Raw genomic sequence first — 26,441 nt, 5'->3', positions numbered from 1 at the left:
GCTGTCCTTCGGATGATCCGGTCAATAAAACAACGATACCACAACCGTGGTGGCAATCGCCATGACCACATTCAATGGCAGGCCGATGCGCAGGAAGTCGGTAAACCGGTAGCCGCCCGGACCATAGACCAGGGTGTTTGTCTGATAACCGATCGGGGTGGCAAAGCTGGCTGACGCCCCCATCATGACCGCAATCACCAGCGGACGCGGATCCATGCCCAGCGACAGCGCAAGGCCGATTGCGATCGGCGTCACAACCACCGCCACGGCGTTGTTCGTCACCAGTTCGGTCAGAACCGAGGTAAGCGCATAAATGGCGAGGATCAGCACGAAGGGCGGCAGTCCGGCAAGCCAGGGGGCAACCGAGGTGACGACAAGCTGGACCGCGCCGGAATGGTCCAGCCCCGCCCCCACGGCCAACATGCCGAAGATCAGCGCCAGAAGCCGGCCGTCGATGAAGCTGAACGCCTCCTCCGCATCGATGCAGCGCGTCAGCAGAACCACCGCCACACCAATGAACGCAAGAATGTGAATGGGCGCGATGTTCATGGCCGAAAGGCCGACAATGGCCACCAGAACAGCGATGACGATCGGCGCGTGAGAGCGGCGGAAGGCCTTTTCCGATGGCTGGCCGATCTCGACCAGTTCCATTTCGGTCGCAAGGCGGTGAATGTCGCCTGGCGCCCCTTCAAGCAGCAGCGTATCGCCCACCCGCACGACCAGGTCGTCCAGCTGACGGCCGATGTTCTGGTTCCGCCGATGCACGGCCAGCGGATATACCCCGTAGCGGCGTCGCAGCCGCATCGAGCCCAGCGAACGACCGACCATATGACAACCCGGTGTGATCAGAACCTCGACCGTGTTGGTCTGAACCGAAGAGAGCTTGTCGACCAGCCGCAGTTCCTTGTTCTGCTGCAGGCCCAGAACCTCGGACATGGGGGTGCGCAGAACCACCCGGTCACCCGCCATCAACTCGACCTCGGCGAGATTGCGCCGCAGCGACGCGTCCCCGCGCAGCACATCGATCACCCGCGCACCGCCTCGTTTGAAAAGCTCTACCTCATCCAGCTTCCGGCCGATCAGCGTGCTGTCCTCGGGCACGGCGACTTCGGTGAAGAACTTCATCCGCGACCGATCGGTCAGCATCGCACTCATCGAATCCCGGTCCGGAAGCAGGCGCGGGGCGAAGAAGGCAAGATAGGCGACGCCGATCACCGCAAGGGTGATACCGACGCCGGTGATCTCGAATATGCCGAATGGCTCCAGCCCCTGCGTCCGCGCCACACCGTCAACCAGAAGGTTTGTAGAGGTGCCGAGCAGCGTTACCGTTCCGCCGAAGATCGACAGGTAGGACAACGGGATCATCAGCTTGGATGGCGAGAGCGACAGTTGCTTGGCCAGTTGCATGAAGATCGGGATCATGACCACGACGACGGGGGTGTTGTTGACAAAGGCCGACAGCGCCACCACGCCCAGCGCCAGCGTCACCAGCGTCGTTCTGGGGCGGGCCTCGACATTGCGGGCGGCGATCTGGGTGATCCAGTCCAGCGCCCCGGTACGCACCAGGCCACCCACGACGATGAACAGCGATGCGATGGTCCAGGGCGCGTTGTTCGAGAAAACCTCGGTCGTGGCGGTGAAGGGCAGGATTCCCAGCAGCAGCATCAACACTGCGCCGCCGATTGCCACCACCTCGACCGGATAGATCTCGCGCATGAACATGATGAACATGCCGATCACGATCCCTATCGCGACGATCGCTTCCGTGGTCGCCGAAAACTCAAGACCAAACATCACAACTCCTGGAACAACCGGGCCGAGTTATGCCCAAAGGGGCGCGGCGCGCAAGCGCAGCCACATCGGGCAGCATCAGCTGGCGGCGGAATGGTGCCCCTTGCACAGGAAAGAGGCGATCGCCGCGGCGCGGCACGTTGCAAAACCGTTTCCCAAGAAGCCATGGCGGGACCGGTCGAAGGCATCAGGGACAGCTTTCCACAAGCCTTCCGCCCAGGCGCACCATCACCACCCTTGTGGCAAGGCCAGTGCGGTCGTCGGTTTCCACATAGGTTCCTGCCAGGGTGGCCGGGCCCGTGGCGGGTTCGAACCGGGCTTTGGGCATGCCGGTGACGAAACGGCGCAAGGGCTCGAGCTTCTGCATGCCGATCACGCTGTCATAATCGCCGCACATCCCGGCGTCGGACTGGAATGCAGTGCCGCGGGGCAGGATCTGTGCATCACCCGTCGGCACATGGGTATGGGTGCCCACCACAAGACTGGCCTGTCCATCGCACCAGTGCCCCATCGCCATCTTTTCGGATGTGGCCTCGCAATGCATGTCGACCAGAACGGCCTGCACGGAAGCCCCCAGGGGATGGGCCTTCAGCACCGGCTCGATCGCCGAGAACGGATCGTCGAACGGGCGTTTCATGAATACCTGGCCCAGCGCCTGGGCAACCAGCACCCGGCGCCCTCCGGGCGCCGTGAACACGCGCGCGCCCTTGCCCGGCGCAGCCTTCGCGAAATTCAGTGGGCGGATGATCCGGGGCTCCTGCTCGATGAAGCTCAGCATGTCCTTCTGATCGAAGGCATGATCGCCCAATGTCAGACAGTCCGCGCCCGCCTCAAGCAGTGCCTTGGCATGTGCGGGTGACAATCCCGCACCCGAGGTCGCGTTTTCGCCGTTCACCACCACGAAATCCAGCGCCCAATCCTTGCGCAATGCGGGCAGGCGCTCGGCCACGGCTGCGCGCCCTGACCGCCCCATCACGTCACCGAGGAAAAGTATCTTCATGGCGCAAGGCTTACCATCCCCTGCGGCTCAGGAAAGTGGAATCTGCGTCCTGGCGCCAAAGCTACGCAGCCCGTCTTCGGTGACAACCGCATCAAGCGGCTGGTCCACCGGCTCGGCCGGAACCTCGGGCAGTTCCTGCGCCGCATAGGCGAAACCGATGGCGAGCACCGGCCCCTGTGCCCGCAGATACTCCAGCGTCCGGTCATAGAAACCGCCACCGTATCCAAGCCGCATGCCCCGACCATCGAAGGCGACAAGCGGCACGATCAGCACTTGTGGATCGCACCAGACGCCGGTTTCGGGAATAAGCGCGCCGAAGGTGCCGCGCACCATTGGCGTCGCCGGGTGCCATTCACGAAACCGGAGCGGCGCCGCCCTGGCCACGATCACGGGCACCGCCACCGGGCCGGAATGTGCGGCCATCGCCGGCAGCGGGTCGATTTCATTGCGCATGGGCATGTAGCCTGCCAGAACCTTGCCCGCATGCGCGGCCAGGACTGCCTGCAGATGCCGCTGAGCCACGGCCTGCGCATGCCCTTGCGCCGCCTGATGCGCCCTTTTGCGCGCGGCAAGCGCCGCTTCACGCGCTGCGGTCTTGGCTGCCGCGAAAGTCATATCAGAAACACCGTCGCAAGGCCCAGGAAGGCAAAGAAGCCCATCACATCGGTCAGCGTCGTCACAAACGTCCCCGAAGCAAGCGCAGGATCAAAACCCAGCCGGTTCAGTGTCAACGGCACCAGCGCCCCGCCAAGTGCCGCAACCATCTGGTTGGCGATCATCGCCAGGCCAAGCACCACGCCAAGCATCGGTTCGCCGAAGATCAGATAGCCCGCAAGTCCCAGGATGATCGCAAGGCCCACGCCATTGACAAGGCCGGTAAGCAGTTCCCGGCGCACCACCCGGCCCGCATTGGCACTGGTCAGGCTGCGCGTGGCAAGCGCGCGCACTGCCACGGCCAGAGACTGCGTACCCCCGATTCCGCCGGTCGAGGCGACGATCGGCATCAGCGCGGCAAGCGCCACAAGCGCCGCAATCGTGTCCTCGAAGAACGAGATCACGACCGCCGACAGCGAGGCGGTGAACAGGTTCACCACCAGCCATGGCAGCCGCTGGCGGACCGTGTCCACCACGCCGTCGGCCAGGCTGCTTTCCTCGGACACACCGGCAAAGCGCAGGATGTCCTCCTCATGCTCTGCATCCAGCACGTTCATCGCGTCGTCGATAGTGATGACACCGACCAGCCGGTCATTTTCATCCACCACGGGCGCGGAAATCAGATGGTACTGGTTGAACAGATAGGCGACCTCGGATTCCTCCTCGGTCGCGCGAATGGTGCGAAAGCCCTCCTCGGTGATGTCCTGCAGCCGTACATCCCGCTTGGAGGCCAGCAGGCGCCCGAGTGTCACATGACCGATCGGACGCATCCGCGGATCGACCAGGATCACGTGATAGAACTGGTCCGGCAGCCATTCCTCCTGCCGCAGGAAGTCGATGGCCTGACCCACCGTCCAATCCTGCGGAGCCACGACCGTTTCGCGCTGCATGAGGCGCCCGGCCGAGTATTCGGGGAAAGCCATCGCCTGTTCAACGGCAACACGGTCGGCATCTTCAAGCGCGCCAAGGATGATCTCTTGCTGGGGCTCTTCCAGATCCTCGAGAATATCCACGACGTCGTCGGAATCAAGCTCGCGCACGGCTTCGGTCAGAACCTCGCGCGGGAGGTAGTGGATGACTTCCTCACGAATGCTTTCGTCGATCTCGGAGAGGATCTCGCCGTCCATATGGCCGGACCACAGCGACAGCAGATCCCGCCGTTCGCTGGGACCGATCTGTTCCAGAAGGTCGGCGATGTCGGCGGCGTGCAGTGGATCCAGCAGCGCGGTCAGCGCCTCGGTATCGCGCCGTTCGACCGCTTCCAGAATCGCCTCGATCCGGCTGCGGTCCAGTTCGATATGCACGTCATCCCGCAGCTTGGGATCGAAGCCTGGTTCTGTCATGGCGCCCCCGTTTCCCCTGCTGTTGCGCTGCAGCGGCAACATAGCCCGCCGTGGGCGACAGCAACAGGGGAAAGGCCCCGTTCCCGACGGGCGAACCACGTTTTTCCGCCCGGCCTTGTCCTGAGCGCGTCGGCAGGGATAGTGTGGGCGCCTGTGCGGCGCAGCATCCCGCGCTGAAAGGATCCACATGGCCGACCTTCTTCTGGGACAGACCCTTGCCTTTGCCGGCGACCCCTTTCAGGTCGGTCCCGAAGCCGCGCGCCACGAACCTCAGGGTGCCGTTCTCGTCAGGGACGGGCAGATCGCAGCGGTCGGCCAGGCGGACAGCTTGCGCAAGGCCCATCCCGCAGCGCAGATCCATGATTACGGCCGTGCACTGATTTCGGCAGGCTTCGTCGACGCCCATATCCATTTCCCTCAGACCGCGATCATCGCCAGTTGGGGCAAGCGACTGATCGACTGGCTGAACACCTACACCTTTCCCGAAGAAATGCGCTTTGCCGATCCCGCCTATGCCCGCGCCATCGCCGAGCGGACCTTTGACCTGACGCTGGCCAACGGAACGACGACCTTGTGTTCCTATGCCACGATCCATCCCGGGAGCGTTGATGCCTTCTTTGCTGCCGCCGAGGCGCGTGGCCTGCGGGCGTTGGCCGGCAAGACCTGCATGGATCGCAATGCCCCGGAGGGGCTGCGCGACACGGCCCAATCCGCACATGACGACAGCCGCACCTTGCTGGAACGCTGGCATGGGCGCGGACGGCTGTCCTACGTCATCACGCCCCGCTTTTCGCCGACCTCCTCGCCCGAACAGCTGGAGGCACTGGGCGCGCTCTGGGCCAGGTATCCCGACTGCCTGATGCAGACCCATCTGAGCGAACAGCTGGACGAAATCGCCTGGGTCCGCAGCCTGTTCCCGGAGGCGCGGGATTATCTGGACACCTACGAGCGGTTCGGCCTTCTGGGGCCGAATGCGCTTTATGGCCATGCAATCCATCTTGAACCACGCGAAAAGGCGCGCCTTTCCGAGGTTGGCGCGGCGGTGGTGCACTGCCCCACCTCGAACAGTTTCATTGGCTCGGGCCTGTTCGACATGGCGGGGCTCGCTTCCGGCGGATTGCGCGTCGGTCTGGCGACGGATACCGGCGGCGGATCAAGCTTTTCGATGCTGCGCACCATGGCTGCCGCCTATGAGATCGCGCAGCTTCGCGGGCAGGCCCTGCATCCGGCGGCGCTCTGGTGGCTGGCGACCTGCGGATCGGCGCGGGCGTTGCGCCTGGCGGACCGGATCGGCAACCTCGCGCCCGGGATGGAGGCGGATATCGCAGTGATCGACCTCGCCTCGACCCCGGCCATTGCCCAGCGCGCCGACAGGGCCGAAAGCTTCTGGGAGGCGCTTTTCCCGACGATCATGATGGGTGATGATCGGGCGATCCGGGCCGTCTGGGCCGGCGGGCGCCGCGTCAACCTACGCGCGACAGAATAGCCAGCGCCTGTTCGTGGATCCGGGAATTGGCGGCTGCAAGGATGCGCCCGCCCTCATGCGCGGGCCGGCCGTGCCAATCGGTCACGATCCCGCCTGCCGCCGAGATCACGGCGATGGGCGCCTGCACGTCATAAGCCTGCAGCCCGGCCTCGACCACCAGATCGATCTGACCCGCCGCGACAAGCGCATAGGCATAGCAGTCCATGCCATAGCGCGTCAGGCGCACGTTCCCCGCGAGGGCATCAAAGGCGGCGCGTTCCTCGGATGATCCGATTTCGGGAAAGGTCGTGAACAGGATCGCTTCGGACAAAGGTCGCGGCGGCCGCGTGCGAAGAGGATGCCGCCCCAGCGGCCCCGAAAGCTCGGCGCGCCCTGCTCCACCCATGAAGCGTTCGGACACATAGGGTTGGTCGATCAGGCCCAGGAACGGGCCGTCACCATCCGAAACCGCTATCAGCACGCCCCAGGTGGGCGTGCCGGAAAGATAGCCCCGCGTACCGTCGATCGGGTCAAGCACCCAGGTCAGACCGCTGCTGCCCGGTGTCGCGCCGAACTCTTCGCCCAGCACCGCATCCTGGGGGCGCCTGCGCGCAAGAACCTCGCGCATGGCAGTTTCGGCGGCGCGATCGGCGACGGTCACCGGATCAAAGCGGTCGGCTTCCTTGGTTTCGGCGGTCAGCCCCCCCTGCCGGAAATGGCGCAGCGTTTCCCGGCGAGCCGCTGCTGCCATCTCCTCGGCCACCGACCAAAGCTCTGCCGCGGTTGCACTGTCGATCCTGATCATGTCACCCCCGGTTCTGACTGTCGCACCGCGTAGCCCCGGCACGGACGTTCGTCAACCGACGGCGCAATGCCCCGGAGGCTGCGGTCAGGCTGCGTCGCTCAGCACCCGAGCCAGGTCGAACAGGCGACGGCGCTGGTGTTCGGGAATCGCATAATAGGATCGCACCAGTTCCAGTGCCTCCTTGTCGCCCATGATGTCGCCATCCACCGCCATCAGCTGCGCGGCCTCGCCCTCAAGCCCCTCGAAGAAGAATGCGATCGGCACGTTCAGCGTATTGGCAATATCCCAGAGGCGGGATGCGCTGACCCGGTTCATGCCGGTCTCGTACTTCTGGATCTGCTGGAACTTGATCCCCACTGCATCGGCAAGCTGTTGCTGAGTCATACCCACCATCCAGCGCCGGTGCCGTATGCGCTTGCCGACATGTGCGTCTACCGGGTGCTTCATTGTCTTCTCCGTTGTTCAACCGAAAGTGGCCGTCTTCGCCTGAAAGTATATAAGCAATTTCCGTGCCAATCCCGAATACCGAGAGCTGTTTTTCTGAAGATCAGGCGAATTCCCGCAGATTCACGGGCTTTTGCCGCACAAGCGTCGGGAAAACCCTCGGACAGGGTTTGCGCGCTGCGGTATTCTCTTCGCGTTTTGCTACCCGTAAAAGATGTTTTGCAAAATGCATCGCGTTTTGCGAGCGGCAGATCCGGGCAGCCGCGCTCTGGCCGACGTCCATGCCGCCGCGCCGCCCCGTCATCAATGCGGCGACTCCTGTCAACTTGTATACAAGACGGAATGTTCCGCGCGATGAAGCACGCCGTGGCCGGTGTGCATGGGGATGCGAGCGGCTGTCAGGTAGGAGACATCAGGAGGCGAGCGGCGGTGCCACCGACAGCGGCGCCGAGGGGCGGTTGCGATACGCGGCGCGCAGCAGTGCCGCAAGCTCTGCTACCACCTTGCCATGCGCTTCCGACACATACATGTTGATCTGGGTCGACGCGAGATCCGGAAGCGCCCCGCCATGCTGCACCGGCTCCAGATAACGCGGCTCAGCGCCCTCGACGAGCGTATGAACGGCAAAGTCGGCGCTGACACTCGCCTCGACCGAGCGGGTCGAATCCGATTCCACCGCCATCACCCAGGGAATGCCGGCCCGGTCCAGCGCCTGCTGCACCCCGGTGCGGAAGATGCAGTTATGCTCGAAGGCCAGCGGCAAGGGCCGCTGCCGCCAGGCCGTACCGCCGGGCGCGCCGATCCACACCAGCTTGAGTTCGGTCAACGTCTCTCCACCCGGGTCGACCGCGTCTTCCGTGGTGAGGATCAGATCGCACTCGCCACGTGCAAACAGCGCCTTCAGGCGCCGCGTGTAGGAAGACAGAAGATGCACGCGCATGCGGGGAAACTCGGCCGCGAAACGCTGCATGACCTGTGGAATCGACGGATAGACGATGTCTGACGGCACGCCCAGGACGATCTCGCCCTCGTAGGCCTGATGCGTCAGGCGGGAAAACACCTCGTCATTCAGGGACAGCATGCGCCGCGCATAACCCAGAAGCTGCTCTCCGGCGGCAGTCAGTTCGACGCCCCGCCCCGAGCGATCCAGAAGCTGAAGGCCGAGCGACTCTTCCAGGCGCTTGATCTGCATCGACACCGCTGATTGCGTGAGATTGAGAAAGCCTGCGGCCCGCGTCACTCCGCCCGCATCCGCAACCGCGACGAATGAACGCAGGGCCGTCATATCGAGATTCCGGGGCATCACGTCTCCTGATGGGGTTCGCCAAAATCATTCATTTCCATAATGAACATGATTCTGCGAAAACGATCAACAACATTGATACTCAGACGCCCAGGAATCAGGTAAACACGATGACAACCGCTCCCAGCCTTGCCCGCCCCGCCGCATTGGCGCCTTCACGGCGCTGGAACACCCTTGCCCTGTTGAGCCAATGGCGGGAACTGCGCCGTCAGCGGCTTCGGCTGGCCGATCTTGATGATGCCGCTTTGCGCGACATAGGCATTACCCGCGAAGAAGCCAGCCGTGAAGCGCGCCGCCCGGCATGGGACGCGCCGCAGCACTGGCTGCGCTGAACGAGGCGCAGCAACACGGCCCCTCAACGGCGTCGCGCAACCGGTTTCGTTCCGGTTTCGCTTGAAAACGCGCGGCTTCTTGCCGATATTCCTGCCAAAGGGCGCCCCCGGCCTGGGGTCGCCATTTTGGGAACGAAATGGAGGCTTGAATGGCTCAGTTTGATACTGCCCGCGTTGCGGGCGTACGGTCGGCGCAAATCGACGAGGGGCTTCGCGCCCATATGAACAAGGTCTATGGCCTGATGTCGCTGGGGATGCTTGTCACCGGCGGCGTGGCATATACCGTCGGAACGAACGAGGCACTGCTTGCCCAGATCTTCGGTTCGCCGCTGCGCTGGGTGGTGATGTTTGCACCGCTCGTGGTGGTGTTTGCCTTTGGCGCCATGATCAACCGGCTCTCCGTCGCGGCGGCGCAAGGGGTCTTTTACGGCTTCGCCGCCCTGATGGGACTGTCGATCAGCTATATCTTCGCCGTCTATACCGGCGTCTCGATCGCGCAGACCTTCCTGATCACGGCAATCGCCTTCGCGGGGCTGAGCCTTTATGGCTACACCACCAAGAAGGACCTGTCCGGCATGGGCACCTTCCTGATGATGGGCCTGATCGGCCTTATCGTCGCGATGATCGTCAACATCTTCCTCGGCTCGCCGGCGATCATGTTCGCGATCTCGGTGATCGGGGTGCTGATCTTCGCCGGGCTGACCGCCTATGACACCCAGGCGATCAAGACCGAATACATCCAGCACGCCGCCCATGCGGACCAGGAGTGGCTGGGCAAGTCGGCGATCATGGGCGCGCTGCGGCTCTACCTCGACTTCCTGAACCTGTTCATGTTCCTGCTGCAATTCCTTGGCAACCGGGAATAACAACGGGGGCGCAGGGGCCGGCATTGCTCCGGCCCCGTCATGCAGCGCGACCTGACCACAACGGCCGCAACCTTGCCCAGGTTGCGGCCGTTTTCATTCGGGGGGTTCGCCGAACAGGCCTTCCTTTCCCCGAACCGGAGAGATCAGCCACCTGCCTGGCGCCGGCTTTCCGCCAACTTCAGACAGACAAAAGCCCCGGCGGGACCGCCGGGGCTTTTACCTTGTCGGTCGGAGAGGGTCAGAGAACCCGCTCGACCATCATCTTCTTGATCTCCGCAATCGCCTTGGCCGGGTTCAGCCCCTTTGGGCAGGTCTTGGCGCAGTTCATGATCGTGTGGCACCGATAGAGCTTGAACGGGTCATGCAGCTGGTCCAGACGCTCGCCGGTATTTTCATCGCGGCTGTCGATGATCCAGCGGTAGGCGTGAAGCAGGGCAGCGGGGCCGAGGTACCGGTCGCCGTTCCACCAGTAGCTGGGGCAGGAGGTCGAGCAGCAGGCGCACATGACGCATTCGTAAAGGCCATCGAGCTTGCCGCGGTCCTCGATCGACTGCTTCCATTCCTTGGCCGGGCTGTTCGTCTTGGTCTCCAGCCAGGGCATGATGCTGGCGTGTTGGGCGTAGAAATGCGTCAGATCAGGGATCAGGTCCTTGATCACCGGCATATGCGGCAAGGGATAGATGCGCACATCGCCCTTCACCTCGTCCATGCCGTAGATGCAGGCGAGGGTGTTGATCCCGTCAATATTCATCGCGCAGGATCCGCAGATCCCTTCCCGGCAGGACCGGCGGAAGGTCAGGGTCGGGTCGATCTCGTTCTTGATCTTGATCAGCGCGTCCAGGATCATCGGGCCACAGGTGTCCATGTCGACGAAATAGGTATCGACGCGCGGGTTTTCCCCGTCATCCGGGTTCCACCGATAGATCCGGAAGGTGCGCAGGTTGGTCGCCCCCTCGGGTTTGGGCCAGGTCTTGCCGGTCCGGATCCTGGAGTTCTTGGGAAGGGTCAGCTGAACCATTGTCGCCTCCTCAATAGACCCGCGCCTTGGGCGCGATTTTGGCAGGATCAATCCCACCTTCTTCCGGCTTCGTCAGCGGCTCGAGCTTGACCGGGCGATAGCCAAGGCGGACATCCGCCCCATCCACCCAAGCCAGGCTGTGCTTGCGCCAGTTCACGTCGTCGCGGTCCGGATAATCCTCGTGCGCATGGGCCCCCCGGCTTTCCTTGCGCGCTTCGGCGGCAACGATCGTCGCCAGCGCGTTCGGCATGAGATTGTCCAGCTCCAGCGTCTCCATCAGATCGCTGTTCCAGACCAGGCTGCGGTCGGTGACGCGGATGTCATCCATCTTGCGCGCAACGGCATTCATCTTGGCGCAGCCTTCGGCAAGCGTCTTGTCAGTGCGGAAGACGGCCGCATCAGACTGCATCGTGCGCTGCATCTCAAGCCGCAGCTCGGCGGTTCCCACCGTCCCCGAAGCGTGGCGGAGGCCGTCGAAGCGTGACAGCGCCTTTTCCACGCTGGCCATGTTCGGCGTGGGGTTGGGCGCATCGGCGCGGACGATCTGTGCGGCGCGGATCGAAGCCGCGCGGCCAAAGACGACCAGGTCGATCAGCGAATTCGAGCCCAACCGGTTCGCCCCGTGGACGCTGGCACAAGCGGCCTCGCCTACAGCCATCAGACCGGGCGCGATCGCATCGGGATTGTCTGCGGTGGGATTCAGCACTTCGCCCCAGTAGTTGGTGGGGATGCCGCCCATGTTGTAGTGCACCGTCGGCAGCACCGGGATCGGCTCTTTCGTCACATCGACACCGGCGAAGATCCGGGCCGATTCCGAAATGCCGGGCAGACGGAGATGCAGCGCTTCGGGCGGCAAGTGGTTCAGGTGCAGGTGGATGTGATCCTTGTCCTTGCCGACGCCCCGGCCTTCGCGGATCTCCATCGTCATGCAGCGGCTGACCACATCGCGCGAGGCAAGATCCTTGTAGGTGGGGGCATAGCGCTCCATGAACCGCTCGCCTTCCGAGTTGGTGAGATAGCCGCCCTCGCCCCGCGCCCCTTCCGTAATCAGGCAGCCGGCGCCATAGATGCCGGTCGGGTGGAACTGCACGAACTCCATGTCCTGCAGCGGCAGCCCTGCCCGTGCGACCATGCCGTTGCCGTCCCCGGTGCAGGTATGGGCCGAGGTTGCGCTGAAATAGGCGCGGCCATAGCCGCCGGTCGCCAGCACCACCAGTTTGGCGCTAAACAGGTGCAGGGTGCCATCCGCAAGGTTCCAGGCCATCACGCCCTGGCAGACGCCATCATCAGACATGATGAGGTCGGTCGCGAAATATTCGATGTAGAACTCCGCGTTGTTCTTCAGGCTCTGGCCGTAAAGGGTGTGCAGGATGGCGTGGCCCGTTCGGTCGGCCACGGCGCAGGTGCGCTGCACCGGCGGGCCTTCGCCGAACTCGGTCGTGTGGCCACCGAAGGGGCGCTGGTAGATGCGGCCTTCTTCCGTGCGACTGAAGGGCACGCCGTAATGCTCAAGCTCATAAACCGCCTTCGGGGCCTCCCGGGCGAGGTATTCCATCGCATCCGTGTCCCCGAGCCAGTCCGAACCCTTGACCGTGTCATACATATGCCACTGCCAGTGGTCGGGGCCCATGTTCGACAGGCTCGCAGCGATGCCGCCCTGTGCCGCAACCGTGTGGCTGCGCGTCGGGAATACCTTCGTCACGCAGGCGGTCCGCAGGCCCTGTTCGGCCATGCCCAGCGCTGCGCGCAGGCCGGATCCGCCTGCACCCACTACCACGACGTCATATTGATGCGTCTCGTATTCGTAAGCTGCCATATTCGTCTTCCTTCAGGCGCTGAAGGCGATCCGGGCAACGGCAAAGACCCCCGCCGCGCCAAGCGCCCAGTTCATCAGAGTGTTCAGGACCAGAAGCGTCGTGCGCACCGGCTTGTTGGAAACGTAATCCTCGATCACCACCTGCAGCCCCGACATCAGGTGATGGAAGGCAACGATCAGGAAAGCCACGGCGACGAAGGCGTGCCACCAGTTGCCGTAAAGCGCCAGCACAGCCTCATGGCCCTGCCCCAGTGCGCGGCTGAATGGGAACAGGAACAGAAGCGTCAGCGGCAGAAGCGCGATCGAGGTCAGGCGCTGCATCCACCAATGGCCAACCCCCTCATGCGCCGAGCCAAGGCCATGAACGCGCGCGTAATCTGTCTTGAATGCCATTGCTTCGCCCTCACACCAGCAGGATTGTCACGAGTGTCGCCACGACGGAACCGGCCACCGCAGCCCAGCCGCTGGTCGTGACCGCGTTCATCTCGATCCCGCGGCCGGTGTCCCAGACCAGGTGGCGGATGCCGTTCAGCATGTGGAACCACAGCGCCCAGAGCGAGCCCAGCAGCACCAGTGTGCCGATCCACGAGGTCAGCACCCAGTCCGCACGCGCAAACGCCGAAGGCGACATCGCGGCCGCGACCAGCCACCAGACCACGAGAACTGCCGCAAGAGTGAGCGCGACGCCGGTGATGCGGTGAAGGATCGACAGAACGGAGGTGATCTGGGGGCGATAATACGTCCCGATCATGAAGGGAGAGAGGGGCCGATTGCCCCGGTTGACATCTGCCATGGTCGTTTCCCTCTTCGTCTGGCAGGCCCGGCTTCGCAAGGACGGGCTGGCTTTGATTGCGGCTATGAATAGCGTTTTTTACAGCCAAGTCACGCGCGCAAACCCACCTGCCGACAGGAATCTCCATGGATTTTATCGCTAACAGATAAAAAAATCCGGTTTGTGATCACGGATTTCCAACCCGTGATCACAATATCTGCTCCGCTTTAGCGGAAGAGTTCGAAGGTAACCGTTCCCGAAAGCGCCACGATGCCGGCGGTGCTGGTGGTGTCGTGATAGCGCAGATCGACGCCAAGATAATCGGTGATGTCGTAGCCCACGCCGACATTCCAGAAGTTGTTGCTGTTGGGCTGGCTGCGGCCGAACTCGCCCGACACACCAAGCCCCTGGAAGCCCTGGTATCCTACCAGAAGGCTCGCCGTCAGGTCCTCGGCCTGGGGGTCATAGGCAAAATCGGTACCCAGGCTGAATCCGTCCGCCATCTGCGCGCTGAGCGAGGCCAGAAGCTCGCCACCGGCGTCGCCGCTACGGTTGTAGAAATAGCGGGCATAGCCGAAATCATAGCCGAAGCCGCCGAAGGTTTCGCCGCGATATCCGACGTAAAGATCGAGTTCGGTCCGGTCGTCACTGTCGGGAAACTTCACGTTCGAGGCCCAGGCCCCGCCGTAGAAGCCCATGGACTCCACTTCGACCCACGGCTGGAAGGCCGGGTTACCCTGCGTCTGGGTAATCCCGTTGGAAATGTAATTGGTGGTCAGCGTCGCGCCGCCCGAGATAATCATCTCTTGCGCGCTGGCTGCACCAGCAAAAAGGCCCGCCGCAGTGGCGAGCGCCGGAACAAGGTATTTCATCACTGCTCTCCGTTTTCAGATTTTTGCCGGATTAAAGCATGAAACCCTCGCCACCGGAAGCCTCTTGATCATGCTCAGAAGGCCTGGCGGCAGAGAACGCCGCCACGCCCTGGCGGCCGGATCAGCCCGCCCAGGGCCGATCCTCTCCGGGATCGGTGCCAAAGCAGATCCCGCCGAACCAGCTCACAGCAATCCTAGCTTGATCTCGGGACGATAGCTGCCTTCCACGTCCTTCACGACGGCTTGGGCGCAGCGCATCCGGCCGGTGGTTTGGTCGAAGCCATAGGCGGGGCTTCCATAAAGCTCCCAGCCCTTGCTCAGGGCCTCGGTCACCTTGTGGCAGAAGGCCGAAGTATCATCCTCGGTCAGAAGTCGATAGGCTTTCATGTCATCTCCCGGGGAAAGGCCAGACGCCCAGCCAGATGTGGATGCCGGCAATTGCAGCATAAAGAACAAGCGTGATGATCAAAAGCCGAACATCACCAGCAAGACTTCCGCCATGCCAACGGGCCGGGGCGGGTTCGGCACGATTGATCACCACGATCGAGACAATCGCCCAGAGGCCAAGCCCGCCGAACAGGATCACCGCCGCAAGATGGCCGTTCACCAGCAGGTGCGACAGCGACCACAGGATCACGCCAGTCAGCATCGGATGGCGCAACCGCCCGCGAAGGCGGCTTCTGGAATGGCCCGCACCCAGAAGCGCCACCGCCGCCAGCATGAGAAGGTTGGTCAGATGAACGCCCCAGGTCGGAGGGGCATAGACATGAATATAGTCCATGCTGCGATAGCCGATGACCATCAGGAGGATGCCAACGGCAATTGCCGCAGCGACCGCGCCCTTTCCTCCGTTGCCCATGGCTGCCCGCTGCGCGGGGGCAATTCGCTTGAACCAGTGTGCCCCGGACCAGAGCAGCACACCAAGGATGAGCCAGATCATTCGTTCTCCATCTCTGCAATTAGCGCAGCCCTCGACAGGATCTGCCGCGCCGTCACGATATGCAGATTTTCGACGATCCTGCCATCCACAACCGCAACCCCCTGCCCTTCCGCCTCGGCGGCCGCATGGGCATCCATCTGACGGCGCGCAAGGTTGATCTCCTCTTCCGAGGGAGCAAACACCTGATTTGCCGTCGCCAGTTGCGCTGGATGGATCAGGGTCTTGCCATCAAACCCCATGTCGCGGCCCTGAGCGCATTCGTTCCGCAAGCCAGCCTCGTCCATGAAGGCATTGTAGACGCCGTCAAGGCAAACCAGCCCATGTGACCGCGCCGCAAGAAGGCAGTGTTGAAGGCTGGCAAGCAACGGCAGCCGGTCGGCGCGGAAACTTGCGCCAAGCTCCTTGGCCAGATCGTTCGTGCCCAGCACCAGTCCCGCCATGCGCGGATGTGCCGCAATGGCTGCCGAGGCCAGGACCCCGCGCGGCGTCTCGATCATGGCCCAGAGCGGCAGATCTGGCAGCAATTCCGCAAGGGCAGCGATGTCGCCCGGTGCGTTGACCTTGGGCAGCAGGACCCCTTCGATCGCCATCCCCCGAAGCGCCGCAAGATCCTCATGTCCCCAAGGGGTTTCAAGACCGTTGATCCTGACGATCCGGGCGCGACGGCCATAGTCAGACGCCATCAGCGCCTGAACGAGAAGGGCGCGCGCCCTCGCCTTTTCCGAGACAGCAACCGCATCTTCCAGGTCGAAGATGATCGCATCCGCCGGCAGGCTTTGCGCCTTTTCGAGCGCGCGCCCTTTTGATCCCGGTATGTACAGCACCGATCGGAACGGACGGGCAGCGTGATCCATGATTCCCTCCTGAAACGTAGCGCAGCGAATCACAGCTTGGCGGCGCCGCGCAAGCCCTCAAGGTTCGTCATGACCTTCCGCAGAACGATCCTGCAGGGCAGGTTTCGCTGCGCGCGAGGCTGGTGCCCGCGTATCGAGTCGCTGAATGGCATGAACCACGCGGCAAGAGATCGCCTTCCCACCCCGCCGAGGTCGGACCAGGCGCTGCGATGCGGGGCGCTATGCCAGCGCATCCCAGATAAGCTTGGAGCCAGTCACGGCCAGAAGAACATAGGTCAGCCCGAAGAATGCCTTCTCGGGCACAAGGTGATGCGCCCGCACCCCCAGCCAGGCACCGAGAAAGGCGAAAGGTGCCAGCAGCAGAACCCCGAGCACGGTATCGGCGGTAAAGATCCCGAGAAACAGGAAAGGGATGAACTTCAGCATGTTCACAATCCAGAACACGATCACTGTCGTTGCCTGAAAGGCAGTCTTTCCGACGCCCTGCGCCAGAAGGTAGATGGCCGCCGGCGGGCCGCCCGCATGGCTGACGAAGCTGGTGAACCCGGCGGTCGCGCCGGCAAGCAGCCCCGCACCGCGGCCAATGGGGCGCGGCGTGATCACCAGCCACCCCATGCGGCGGGAGAACTGCCAGACGACGAAACCAACGGCGATAACCCCGATCAGAAGCCGGAAGAGGTCCGGATCGGTTGCCTTGTAGACAAGCGCCCCCAGCCCCACCCCCGGAACGGCCCCAAGGATCAGCATCCGCGTGCTGGGTCCATGCCACTTGCGCCAGTAGGGTCGCAGTGTCGCCACATCCATCAACATCAGCAGGGGCAGCATCAGGCCCAGCGCCTCGCCCGGGCTGAGAACAAGCGCCAGAATCGGCGTCGCGGCAAAGGCGGCCCCGGATGCAAAGCCGCCCTTCGACACGCCAGCAAAGACCACCGCAGGCACCGCAACCGCAAAAAACACCCAGTCGAACTGCACGAAACCCTCGATGCGACCTGAGACAACCGGACCTTCGCACATGTTTGCGCTAGCAGAAAGCCCGGCGGGCCTCGAACCAGCCTGCGCCCTTGCACGCCGCGGCGCAAGGCCTTACCCATCGTCGCCGTAACCAACGAACCGGAGACCACTTCCATGGCCAGACCCAAGATCGCGCTTATCGGCGCGGGCCAGATCGGCGGCACGCTCGCCCATCTCGCCGCGATCAAGGAACTCGGGGATGTCGTGCTGTTCGACATCGCCGAAGGCACGCCGCAGGGCAAGGCGCTCGACATTGCGGAAAGCGGCCCGTCCGAGGGCTTTGACGCGGTGATGAAGGGCACGAACGATTATGCCGACATCGCCGGCGCGGATGTCTGCATCGTCACCGCCGGGGTGCCGCGCAAGCCGGGCATGAGCCGCGACGACCTTCTGGGCATCAACCTGAAGGTCATGAAGTCGGTCGGCGAAGGCATCAAGCAATATGCGCCGAACGCCTTCGTGATCTGCATCACCAACCCGCTGGATGCGATGGTCTGGGCGCTGCGTGAATTTTCGGGCCTGCCGCATGAAAAGGTCGTGGGCATGGCCGGGGTGCTGGACAGCGCCCGCTTCCGCCACTTCCTGTCGGTCGAGTTCAACGTCTCCATGCGTGACGTGACTGGCTTCGTTCTGGGCGGCCACGGCGACACGATGGTGCCGCTGGTCCGCTATTCCACCGTGGGCGGCATTCCGCTGCCCGATCTGGTGCAGATGGGCTGGACCTCGCAGGAAAAGCTCGACGCGATCGTGCAGCGCACCCGTGACGGCGGGGCCGAGATCGTGGGTCTGCTCAAGACCGGCTCGGCCTTCTATGCCCCGGCGACCAGCGCGATCGAGATGGCGGAAGCCTATCTCAAGGATCAGAAGCGCCTGCTGCCCTGTGCGGCCTATGTGGATGGCGCCTTTGGCCTGAACGGCATGTATGTCGGCGTGCCGACGATCATCGGCGCCGGCGGCGTCGAAAAGGTTGTCGACATCAAGCTGAACAAGGACGAACAGGCGATGTTCGACAAATCGGTCGAGGCGGTGAAGGGCCTTGTCGAAGCCTGCAAGGGAATCGACACGACACTCGCGTAAGGACCCCAGCCTTTGTGATCACACGCTGAAATCCTGTGATCACAAAGCTGGCGATTTTCCGCCGGAATCCTCGATTCCGGCGGATTTCCTTTTGAAGCCTCGCGTGGCTGTGCCATTAGCAGCGACAAATCGCAGCAAGATGGGACAGTTTCATGAACATTCATGAATACCAGGCGAAGGCTCTGCTTCGCAGCTATGGCGTGCCCGTGTCCGAAGGGCGCGTGGTGCTGAAGGCAGAAGAGGCCAAATCCGCCGCAGGCGAGATGGACGGCCCGCTTTGGGTGGTCAAGGCGCAGATCCACGCCGGCGGTCGCGGCAAAGGTCACTTCAAGGAACCCGAGGCCGGAGAGAAGGGTGGCGTGCGCCTTGCCAAGTCCGTCGAGGAAGCGGCAGAACTGACCCGGCTGATGCTGGGTCGCACCCTCGTGACGCACCAGACCGGCCCGGCGGGCAAACAGGTCAACCGCATCTACATCGAAGATGGGTCGGACATCTCGCGCGAGCTTTATCTTGCGCTGCTCGTGGACCGTTCGACCAGCCGCATCTCGTTTGTCGTCTCGACCGAAGGCGGGATGGACATCGAGGAAGTGGCCGCCCACACTCCCGAAAAGATCCTGTCGTTCAGCGTTGATCCGGCTGCCGGGATCCAGGGCTACCATGGGCGCCGCGTGGCCTTCGCCCTGGGCCTGGAAGGCAAGCAGGTCAAGCAGTGCGTGGACCTGATCAACAAGCTCTACAAGCTCTTCGTCGAAAAAGACGCCGAAATGGTCGAGATCAACCCGCTGATCGTCACCACCGAGGGCGATCTCAAATGCCTTGACGCCAAGATGGGCTTCGACTCCAACGCGCTTTATCGCCAGCCGGACATCCTGAGCCTGCGGGACGAGACCGAGGAAGATCCGAAGGAACTCGCCGCATCCAAGTTCGACCTGAACTACATCGCGCTGGATGGCGAGATCGGCTGCATGGTCAATGGCGCAGGCCTGGCGATGGCCACGATGGACATCATCAAGCTTTACGGTGCGGAACCGGCGAACTTTCTCGACGTCGGCGGCGGCGCCACCAAGGAGAAGGTGACCGAGGCGTTCAAGATCATCACCTCGGACCCGAACGTCAAAGGCATCCTGGTCAATATCTTCGGCGGCATCATGCGGTGCGACATCATCGCCGAGGGCGTGCTGGCCGCAGTCAAGGAAGTGGGCCTGAAGGTTCCGCTGGTTGTCCGCCTGGAAGGCACCAACGTCGATCTGGGCAAGGAGATCATCCGCAACAGTGGTCTGAACGTGATCGCCGCAGACAACCTGTCGGATGCCGCCGAGAAGATCGTGAAGGCTGTCAAGGGATGAAACGGGCCCCGGTCCTTTTCGCAGCGATTGCCGGTCTTTTCCTGCCTTGGCAGGCACGGGCCGCGGACCCCGCCCTTGTGGCGCGGGCCATGGAGGTGGTGCAGATCTGCGCCGCCCATATCCCGGACTTCCGCGCGGCCCGCGCGGCGGTCGAGGAGGCAGGCTTTCGCAGTGAAGGGACCGACGGGGTTTATCACTGGTTCACTGAACGCAATCGGGTTCTTGTCGGAATCACCGCAACCCAGGCGCCTTACGCTGGATGCGGCGTCACGATGAACCGCCTCTCCGTTCAGGAAGCACGAGCGGCTGTTCAGGCTTTCCTGCCGTCCGATACGGCGCTGGAGATCCCTCTGGAGGGGCGCCGGCGGGTCCCTGACGCGCTCTGGGGCGCGGTGATCGCTGGCAAGCCGATGTGGATCGCAATCGAAGACAGAATAGACACCGGGCTCACACGAGGCGCGTTTATCCTCGTGCTTCCGGTCGAAGAAAGGGGCTGACATGGCCGTACTCGTAAACGAAAACACCAAAGTCATCTGCCAGGGGTTCACCGGCAGCCAAGGCACGTTCCATTCGGAGCAGGCCATCGCCTATGGCACCAAGATGGTCGGCGGCGTGACGCCAGGCAAAGGGGGCTCCACCCACCTGAACCTGCCCGTCTTCAACTCGGTCCACGAAGCGAAAGCCGTGACCGAGGCGAATGCCACGGTGATCTATGTGCCGCCGCCTTTCGCCGCGGACTCGATCCTCGAGGCGATCGACGCCGAGATGGAGCTGATCGTCTGCATCACCGAGGGCATTCCGGTGCTTGACATGATGAAGGTCAAGCGCGCGCTGCTGAACTCCAAATCCACGCTGATCGGCCCGAACTGCCCCGGCGTCATCACGCCGGACGCGTGCAAGATCGGCATCATGCCGGGCCACATCCACCGTCGCGGCAGCGTCGGGGTTGTTTCGCGCTCGGGCACGCTTACCTATGAGGCCGTGAAACAGACCTCAGACGTTGGCCTGGGCCAGTCCACCTGCGTGGGCATTGGCGGCGACCCGATCAAGGGAACCGAGCATCTCGACGTGCTCGAGTGGTTCCTTGCGGATGACGAAACCCAATCCATCATCATGATCGGCGAAATCGGCGGCAGCGCCGAGGAAGAAGCCGCGCAGTTCCTCAAGGACGAGGCAAAACGCGGCCGCAAGAAGCCTGTCGCGGGCTTCATCGCCGGCCGCACGGCACCTGCGGGCCGCCGCATGGGCCATGCAGGCGCCATCGTCGCCGGCGGCAAGGGCGGCGCCGAGGACAAGATCGAGGCGATGAAATCGGCCGGTGTGATCGTGGCCGACAGCCCGGCTGGCCTGGGCGAGGCCGTTCTGAAGGCCATCGGCAAATAAATCTTAACTCCGCGCCCCCACAGGATGGCGCGGAGACCCACATTCAGGTGCGACCATGACCGAGCAGTCCCCCAACGACGCCTTCCACGCCTCGAGCTTCCTGCAGGGGCATAACGCGGATTACATCGACCAGCTTTACGCGCGCTATGCGAATGATCCGGCCTCGGTCGATTCAGCCTGGGCCGAATTCTTCCGCGCTCTGGGGGATGCCGACGGCGATGCCCGGACCGCCGCCACGGGCCCATCCTGGGCACGCGCCGACTGGCCGCCGCAACCCGACGACGAACTGACAGCCGCCCTGACCGGCGAATGGCCTGCCCCCGCGCCGAAAGAAGCAAAGGGCGCCGGGGACAAGATCCGCGCCAAGGCGCAGGAGAAGGGCATCGAGCTGACGGATGTGCAAGTGCAGCGCGCGGTGGTCGATTCAATCCGCGCGCTGATGATCATTCGCGCCTACCGGATCCGCGGCCATCTTGTCGCCGATCTCGATCCCCTTGGCATGCGCGACCAGACCCCGCACCCCGAGCTTGACCCGAAAACCTACGGCTTCACCGAAGCCGACATGGACCGGCCGATCTTCATCGACAACGTGCTGGGGCTTCAGGTCGCCTCGATGCGTCAGATCGTGGATGTGCTCAAGCGCACCTATTGCGGCACCTTCGCGCTGCAATACATGCATATCTCCGACCCCGAGCAATCCGCCTGGCTGAAGGAGCGGATCGAAGGCTATGGCAAGGAAATCACCTTTACGAAGCAGGGTCGTCGCGCGATTCTGAACAAGCTGGTCGAGGCCGAAGGGTTCGAGAAGTTCCTGCATGTGAAATACATGGGCACCAAGCGGTTCGGCCTTGATGGCGGCGAGGCGCTGATCCCGGCGATGGAACAGATCATCAAGCGCGGTGGCGCGCTGGGTGTGAAGGATATCGTGATCGGTATGCCGCACCGCGGGCGGCTCAACATTCTTGCCAATGTGATGAGCAAGCCGTATCGCGCCATCTTCAACGAATTCCAGGGCGGCAGCTTCAAGCCCGAGGATGTGGATGGTTCGGGCGACGTGAAATATCACCTCGGCGCCTCGTCCGACCGCGAGTTTGACGGCAATACCGTCCACCTGTCGCTGACCGCGAACCCCAGCCATCTTGAAGCCGTGAACCCGGTGGTTCTGGGCAAGGCGCGCGCCAAGCAGGATCAGCTGAACGACCCCGAGCGCCGCGCGGTGCTGCCGGTCCTGCTGCACGGCGATGCGGCTTTTGCGGGTCAGGGCGTCGTGGCCGAGTGCTTCGGCCTGTCGGGCCTGCGTGGACACCGCACCGGCGGCACGATCCATATCGTCGTGAACAACCAGATCGGCTTCACGACGGCGCCGCATTTCAGCCGCTCGTCACCTTACCCTACCGACATCGCACTGATGGTCGAGGCGCCGATCTTCCACGTGAATGGCGATGACCCCGAAGCGGTGGTTCATGCCGCCAAGGTCGCGACCGAGTTTCGCCAGCGGTTTGGCAAGGATGTTGTGATCGACATCTTCTGCTACCGTCGGTTCGGTCACAACGAGGGCGACGAGCCCATGTTCACCCAGCCCGACATGTACACCCGCATCAAGCGCCACAAGACGACGCTTCAGCTTTACACCGAGCGTCTGGTCGCCGACGGGCTGATCCCGGAAGGCGAGATCGAGGACATGAAGGCGGCCTTTCAGGCCACGCTGAATGAAGAATTCGAGGCCGGCAAGGACTACAAGCCGAACAAGGCCGACTGGCTGGACGGCCGCTGGTCGCATCTCAACCGCGAGGGCGAGGAGTACCAGCCGGGTCAGACCTCGATCACGCCCGAGACGATGGCTGAAGTCGGCGCGGCGCTGACGCGGGTTCCCGACGCGTTCGAAATCCACAAGACCGTCGCGCGCCAGCTTGAAGCCAAGTCGGAAATGTTCCGCAGCGGCAAGGGCTTCGACTGGGCCACCGCCGAGGCGCTGGCCTTTGGCAGCCTGCTGACCGAGGGGTATCCGGTGCGGCTTTCGGGCCAGGATTCCACGCGCGGCACCTTCAGCCAGCGACACTCTGCCTTCATCGACCAGAAGTCGGAGGATCGTTACTACCCTCTCAACAACATCCGGGCCGGTCAGTCGCGTTATGAGGTCATCGACTCGATGCTCTCGGAATATGCGGTTCTGGGCTTCGAATACGGCTATTCGCTGTCGGAACCCAACGCGCTCGTCATGTGGGAAGCGCAGTTCGGGGATTTCGCCAACGGCGCCCAGATCATGTTCGACCAGTTCATTTCGTCAGGCGAACGCAAATGGTTGCGGATGTCGGGCCTTGTGATGCTGCTTCCGCACGGGTTCGAAGGTCAGGGACCGGAACATTCCTCTGCGCGTCTGGAACGTTTCCTCCAGATGTCGGCCGAGGATAACTGGATCGTGGCGAACTGCACGACGCCCGCGAACTATTTCCACATCCTGCGGCGCCAGATTCACCGCAGCTTCCGCAAGCCGCTGGTCCTCATGACGCCGAAATCGCTTCTGCGCCACAAGCTTGCGATTTCGCAGGCTGAGGATTTCACCACCGGGTCGAGCTTCCACCGCGTTCTGTGGGACGATGCCGAAAAGGGCAACAGCGACACGCAACTGGTCGCGGATGACAAGATCAAGCGCGTCGTGATCTGTTCCGGCAAGGTCTACTATGACCTGCTGGAAGAACGCGACACCCGCGGGATCAACGACATCTATCTGCTGCGGCTGGAACAGTTCTACCCCTTCCCGGCGCTCAGCCTCGTGAAAGAGCTTGAACGTTTCAAGGGTGCCGAGGTGATCTGGTGCCAGGAAGAGCCCAAGAACCAGGGCGCCTGGACCTTTGTCGAGCCGAACCTGGAATGGGTTCTGGGTCGCATCGGCGCAACATCGCTGCGTCCACGTTATGTGGGCCGGCCTGCCTCGGCCTCGCCTGCGACGGGTCTCGCCAGCCAGCACAAAGCACAGCAAACGGCGCTCGTGAACGAAGCGCTTACGATCGAAGGATAAGACAATGGCCACAGAAGTCCGCGTCCCCACCCTGGGCGAAAGCGTCACCGAGGCGACCGTCGCGACCTGGTTCAAGAAGCCTGGCGACCATGTCGCGGTGGATGAAATGCTGTGCGAGCTTGAAACCGACAAGGTAACGGTGGAAGTGCCGTCTCCGGTCGCCGGAAAGCTGGCCGAGATCGTGGCCCCCGAAGGCACGACCGTGGGCGTGGACGCGCTCCTGGCGCAGATCGCTGACGAAGGCAACGCCGGTCCGGAAGAGCCGACGCTCAAGAAAGGTGCCGACGCCGCACCCGTCCAGCCCGACGCGGCGCCGGTCGATGTCATGGTGCCGACGCTGGGGGAAAGCGTGACCGAAGCCACGGTATCAACCTGGTTCAAGAAGGTCGGCGACCCGGTCGCACAGGACGAAATGCTGTGCGAGCTTGAGACCGACAAGGTGTCGGTCGAGGTCCCAGCCCCCTCTGCGGGCATCCTGACCGAAATCGTCGCGCCGGAAGGCAGCACTGTTCAGGCCGCGGGCAAACTGGCGGTCATCGCGGGCGCCGCTGGCGCCGCGCCTGCGAAACCGTCGGCCCCCAAAGTCGAGGCCGCCGCCCCGAAAGGCGGCAAGGATGTTGAAGATGCGCCTTCGGCCAAGAAGCTGATGGCAGAACACAACCTGTCCCGGGATGGCGTGTCCGGCACCGGCCGTGATGGACGGATCATGAAAGACGACGTGCAGAAAGCCCTCGCCGCAGCATCGGCTGCCCCTGCCCCGGCAGCCTCTGCGGCACCTCGTGCGCCGGTTCCGGCGGATGACGCCGCGCGTGAAGAACGGGTCAAGATGACCCGCCTGCGCCAGACGATCGCCCGCCGCCTGAAGGACGCGCAGAACACGGCCGCGATGCTCACGACCTATAACGAGGTCGACATGTCGGGCATCATGGAACTGCGGAACGCCTACAAGGACCAGTTCGAGAAGAAGCACGGGGTCAAGATGGGCTTCATGTCCTTCTTCGTGAAGGCCTGTTGCCACGCGCTCAAGGAAGTGCCCGAAGTCAACGCGGAAATCGACGGCACCGACATCATCTACAAGAACTACGTCCATATGGGCGTGGCCGTCGGCACACCGACGGGGCTTGTGGTGCCGGTAGTGCGTGACGCCGACCAGATGGGCTTTGCCGCGATCGAGAAGAAGATCGGCGAGCTTGGCCTGCGCGCCCGCGACGGCAAGCTGTCCATGGCCGAGATGCAGGGCGGCAGCTTCACCATCTCGAACGGCGGGGTCTATGGCTCGCTCATGTCCTCGCCGATCCTGAACCCGCCGCAGTCGGGTATCCTGGGCATGCACAAGATCCAGGAACGTCCCGTCGTGGTGAAGGGCCAGATCGTCATTCGCCCGATGATGTATCTGGCGCTGTCCTATGATCACCGGATCGTCGATGGCAAGGGTGCGGTGACCTTCCTTGTGCGCGTGAAAGAGGCGCTGGAAGATCCCCGCCGCCTGCTGATGGATATCTGATCCCGACCGGGCGCGCGGCCCCGAACTGCGCGCCCTCGAAATGACCGAAGAGCCCCGATGCACGAGAGCCTCAGGACAAGACCGATCATCGCCCGCCCGTTGCAACGGATGATCGATGCTGAGTCCTGCTCCGTTCCAGGCATCGGGCGAACACCGCCTGCCTTCGAAGGCATCCGGCCCGGCAGCGCGTATGCAGGTTGCGGCAACGCCGGACGCCTTCGGCGCTTCAGATCTGTCAGGCATCATCAGGCAGGCGCGAGACGCGGCCTGCCTCGAAGCCTCTCCGCGAGGACAGATGACGGTGGCACCGGGCTGTCGTGGACCCGGGGCGGCAAGCTGGATCTTCCGGACAACGCCGCGCCGCGGAGGGGCCGCGATCTTGGCGACGGGGCCCGATGCCATGACACCTGAGCTGACTGCCCTTGCCCTCGCCGCGCTGTTGCAGGCCCTGCAGTTCCTCGCGCTGGCGATCATGGCAAACCGCGAACTTGGCCCGCGATACACCACCGGGCCCCGCGACGATGCGCCGCCGCGACCGCTCTCGCCGGTTGCCGGGCGGTTGCAGCGGGCACTGAGCAACCATTTCGAAGGGCTGATCCTGTTCACCGTTGCAGTGGTGGTGGTCAGCCTTTCGGGACAGGCGGGCGGCTTCACCGCCGCCTGTGCCTGGATTTATCTTGTTGCGCGGGCGCTCTATGTTCCCGCCTATGCTTTCGGCTGGTCACCCTGGCGTTCGGTGATCTGGGGGGTGGGCTTTTCGGCCACGCTGTCCATGATCGTCGTGGCGCTGATCTGATCGGCCCAGAACCAAGACTACTGGCCATAA

27 protein-coding genes are annotated in these 26,441 nt (G+C 63.3%); 10 read left to right on the top strand and 17 right to left on the bottom strand.

Features of this window, described 5'->3' with window-relative positions:
* Positions 1 to 21 precede the first annotated feature (21 nt).
* From ACFQXB_RS13760 to mgtE, 4 genes are all read right to left on the bottom strand, one after another.
* Positions 22 to 1,794, bottom strand: a complete 1,773-nt coding sequence (locus ACFQXB_RS13760; RefSeq protein ID WP_377404860.1) for an SLC13 family permease — start codon at positions 1,792 to 1,794, stop codon at positions 22 to 24.
* A 184-nt stretch (positions 1,795 to 1,978) separates the two neighbouring features.
* The gene (locus ACFQXB_RS13755) at positions 1,979 to 2,791 is read right to left on the bottom strand and encodes a TIGR00282 family metallophosphoesterase (RefSeq protein WP_377404857.1); all 813 of its coding nucleotides are present in this window, start codon (positions 2,789 to 2,791) and stop codon (positions 1,979 to 1,981) included.
* A gap of 27 nt (positions 2,792 to 2,818) precedes the next feature.
* The gene (locus tag ACFQXB_RS13750) at positions 2,819 to 3,406 is read right to left on the bottom strand and encodes a 5-formyltetrahydrofolate cyclo-ligase (protein WP_377404854.1); all 588 of its coding nucleotides are present in this window, start codon (positions 3,404 to 3,406) and stop codon (positions 2,819 to 2,821) included.
* The gene (gene mgtE, locus ACFQXB_RS13745) at positions 3,403 to 4,788 is read right to left on the bottom strand and encodes a magnesium transporter (protein ID WP_377404851.1); all 1,386 of its coding nucleotides are present in this window, start codon (positions 4,786 to 4,788) and stop codon (positions 3,403 to 3,405) included. The genes ACFQXB_RS13750 and mgtE overlap by 4 nt, the downstream gene beginning before the upstream one ends.
* A gap of 187 nt (positions 4,789 to 4,975) precedes the next feature.
* On the opposite strand from mgtE, the gene guaD reads away from it, so the two are divergent.
* A complete protein-coding gene (gene guaD, locus ACFQXB_RS13740; protein ID WP_377404848.1) occupies positions 4,976 to 6,274 on the top strand; it encodes a guanine deaminase in 1,299 nt (432 codons plus the stop codon).
* On the opposite strand, the gene hisN is transcribed toward guaD, so the two are convergent.
* The 4 genes from hisN to ACFQXB_RS13720 form a co-directional block, all read right to left on the bottom strand.
* The gene (gene hisN / locus ACFQXB_RS13735; protein ID WP_377404845.1) at positions 6,252 to 7,058 is read right to left on the bottom strand and encodes a histidinol-phosphatase; all 807 of its coding nucleotides are present in this window, start codon (positions 7,056 to 7,058) and stop codon (positions 6,252 to 6,254) included. The genes guaD and hisN overlap by 23 nt on opposite strands.
* 84 nt (positions 7,059 to 7,142) lie before the next feature.
* A complete protein-coding gene (locus ACFQXB_RS13730; protein ID WP_377404842.1) occupies positions 7,143 to 7,505 on the bottom strand; it encodes a helix-turn-helix domain-containing protein in 363 nt (120 codons plus the stop codon).
* A gap of 100 nt (positions 7,506 to 7,605) precedes the next feature.
* Positions 7,606 to 7,806 (bottom strand): hypothetical protein, encoded by a 201-nt coding sequence (locus ACFQXB_RS13725; protein WP_377404839.1) that lies wholly within the window; start codon positions 7,804 to 7,806, stop codon positions 7,606 to 7,608.
* Between the two features lie 108 nt (positions 7,807 to 7,914).
* Positions 7,915 to 8,805: a LysR family transcriptional regulator gene (locus ACFQXB_RS13720; RefSeq protein WP_377404837.1), complete on the bottom strand. Its 891-nt coding sequence runs from the start codon at positions 8,803 to 8,805 to the stop codon at positions 7,915 to 7,917.
* An 11-nt stretch (positions 8,806 to 8,816) separates the two neighbouring features.
* On the opposite strand from ACFQXB_RS13720, the gene ACFQXB_RS13715 reads away from it, so the two are divergent.
* Both ACFQXB_RS13715 and ACFQXB_RS13710 read left to right on the top strand, forming a co-directional pair.
* On the top strand, positions 8,817 to 9,137 hold the full coding sequence (locus ACFQXB_RS13715) for a DUF1127 domain-containing protein (protein WP_377404834.1): 321 nt from the start codon (positions 8,817 to 8,819) through the stop codon (positions 9,135 to 9,137).
* Positions 9,138 to 9,286: 149 nt separating this feature from the next.
* On the top strand, positions 9,287 to 10,003 hold the full coding sequence (locus tag ACFQXB_RS13710; protein WP_377404832.1) for a Bax inhibitor-1/YccA family protein: 717 nt from the start codon (positions 9,287 to 9,289) through the stop codon (positions 10,001 to 10,003).
* Between the two features lie 238 nt (positions 10,004 to 10,241).
* Here ACFQXB_RS13710 and ACFQXB_RS13705 read toward each other — a convergent pair whose 3' ends face one another.
* The 9 genes from ACFQXB_RS13705 to ACFQXB_RS13665 form a co-directional block, all read right to left on the bottom strand.
* Positions 10,242 to 11,021 (bottom strand): succinate dehydrogenase iron-sulfur subunit, encoded by a 780-nt coding sequence (locus ACFQXB_RS13705; protein ID WP_377404829.1) that lies wholly within the window; start codon positions 11,019 to 11,021, stop codon positions 10,242 to 10,244.
* Positions 11,022 to 11,031: 10 nt separating this feature from the next.
* A complete protein-coding gene (gene sdhA, locus ACFQXB_RS13700) occupies positions 11,032 to 12,837 on the bottom strand; it encodes a succinate dehydrogenase flavoprotein subunit (protein WP_377404827.1) in 1,806 nt (601 codons plus the stop codon).
* 12 nt (positions 12,838 to 12,849) lie between these two features.
* Positions 12,850 to 13,230: a succinate dehydrogenase, hydrophobic membrane anchor protein gene (gene sdhD / locus ACFQXB_RS13695; protein WP_377404824.1), complete on the bottom strand. Its 381-nt coding sequence runs from the start codon at positions 13,228 to 13,230 to the stop codon at positions 12,850 to 12,852.
* 10 nt (positions 13,231 to 13,240) lie between these two features.
* The gene (gene sdhC, locus ACFQXB_RS13690) at positions 13,241 to 13,630 is read right to left on the bottom strand and encodes a succinate dehydrogenase, cytochrome b556 subunit (protein ID WP_377404822.1); all 390 of its coding nucleotides are present in this window, start codon (positions 13,628 to 13,630) and stop codon (positions 13,241 to 13,243) included.
* A 206-nt stretch (positions 13,631 to 13,836) separates the two neighbouring features.
* A complete protein-coding gene (locus ACFQXB_RS13685; protein ID WP_377404819.1) occupies positions 13,837 to 14,481 on the bottom strand; it encodes a TorF family putative porin in 645 nt (214 codons plus the stop codon).
* A 183-nt stretch (positions 14,482 to 14,664) separates the two neighbouring features.
* On the bottom strand, positions 14,665 to 14,868 hold the full coding sequence (locus ACFQXB_RS13680) for a DUF1737 domain-containing protein (RefSeq protein WP_377404816.1): 204 nt from the start codon (positions 14,866 to 14,868) through the stop codon (positions 14,665 to 14,667).
* A 1-nt stretch (position 14,869) separates the two neighbouring features.
* Positions 14,870 to 15,421, bottom strand: a complete 552-nt coding sequence (locus ACFQXB_RS13675) for an NnrU family protein (RefSeq protein ID WP_377404813.1) — start codon at positions 15,419 to 15,421, stop codon at positions 14,870 to 14,872.
* Positions 15,418 to 16,275: an HpcH/HpaI aldolase/citrate lyase family protein gene (locus tag ACFQXB_RS13670; protein WP_377404810.1), complete on the bottom strand. Its 858-nt coding sequence runs from the start codon at positions 16,273 to 16,275 to the stop codon at positions 15,418 to 15,420. Before ACFQXB_RS13670 ends, ACFQXB_RS13675 begins: the two co-directional genes overlap by 4 nt.
* Before the next feature lie 219 nt (positions 16,276 to 16,494).
* On the bottom strand, positions 16,495 to 17,289 hold the full coding sequence (locus ACFQXB_RS13665) for a sulfite exporter TauE/SafE family protein (RefSeq protein ID WP_377404807.1): 795 nt from the start codon (positions 17,287 to 17,289) through the stop codon (positions 16,495 to 16,497).
* Between the two features lie 111 nt (positions 17,290 to 17,400).
* Here ACFQXB_RS13665 and mdh point away from each other — a divergent pair, with 111 nt between their 5' ends.
* From mdh to ACFQXB_RS13630, 7 genes are all read left to right on the top strand, one after another.
* Positions 17,401 to 18,363 (top strand): malate dehydrogenase, encoded by a 963-nt coding sequence (mdh, locus tag ACFQXB_RS13660; RefSeq protein ID WP_377404804.1) that lies wholly within the window; start codon positions 17,401 to 17,403, stop codon positions 18,361 to 18,363.
* A 152-nt stretch (positions 18,364 to 18,515) separates the two neighbouring features.
* Positions 18,516 to 19,709 carry an ADP-forming succinate--CoA ligase subunit beta gene (gene sucC / locus ACFQXB_RS13655; RefSeq protein ID WP_377404800.1) on the top strand — a complete coding sequence of 398 codons (1,194 nt, stop codon included), beginning with the start codon at positions 18,516 to 18,518 and terminating at the stop codon, positions 19,707 to 19,709.
* Positions 19,706 to 20,206, top strand: a complete 501-nt coding sequence (locus ACFQXB_RS13650; RefSeq protein WP_377404797.1) for a hypothetical protein — start codon at positions 19,706 to 19,708, stop codon at positions 20,204 to 20,206. Before sucC ends, ACFQXB_RS13650 begins: the two co-directional genes overlap by 4 nt.
* 1 nt (position 20,207) lies before the next feature.
* Positions 20,208 to 21,092: a succinate--CoA ligase subunit alpha gene (gene sucD, locus ACFQXB_RS13645; protein WP_377404794.1), complete on the top strand. Its 885-nt coding sequence runs from the start codon at positions 20,208 to 20,210 to the stop codon at positions 21,090 to 21,092.
* 55 nt (positions 21,093 to 21,147) lie between these two features.
* Positions 21,148 to 24,111 (top strand): 2-oxoglutarate dehydrogenase E1 component, encoded by a 2,964-nt coding sequence (locus ACFQXB_RS13640; protein WP_377404791.1) that lies wholly within the window; start codon positions 21,148 to 21,150, stop codon positions 24,109 to 24,111.
* A 4-nt stretch (positions 24,112 to 24,115) separates the two neighbouring features.
* A complete protein-coding gene (gene odhB / locus ACFQXB_RS13635; RefSeq protein ID WP_377404788.1) occupies positions 24,116 to 25,615 on the top strand; it encodes a 2-oxoglutarate dehydrogenase complex dihydrolipoyllysine-residue succinyltransferase in 1,500 nt (499 codons plus the stop codon).
* A 400-nt stretch (positions 25,616 to 26,015) separates the two neighbouring features.
* Positions 26,016 to 26,411 (top strand): MAPEG family protein, encoded by a 396-nt coding sequence (locus tag ACFQXB_RS13630; RefSeq protein WP_377404785.1) that lies wholly within the window; start codon positions 26,016 to 26,018, stop codon positions 26,409 to 26,411.
* Positions 26,412 to 26,441: the final 30 nt, after the last annotated feature.

The sequence above is a fragment of the Halodurantibacterium daqingense genome (assembly GCF_042666235.1).
GTDB classification, from domain to species: domain Bacteria; phylum Pseudomonadota; class Alphaproteobacteria; order Rhodobacterales; family Rhodobacteraceae; genus Halodurantibacterium; species Halodurantibacterium daqingensis.
This window is presented reverse-complemented; position numbering and strand designations above follow the sequence as displayed.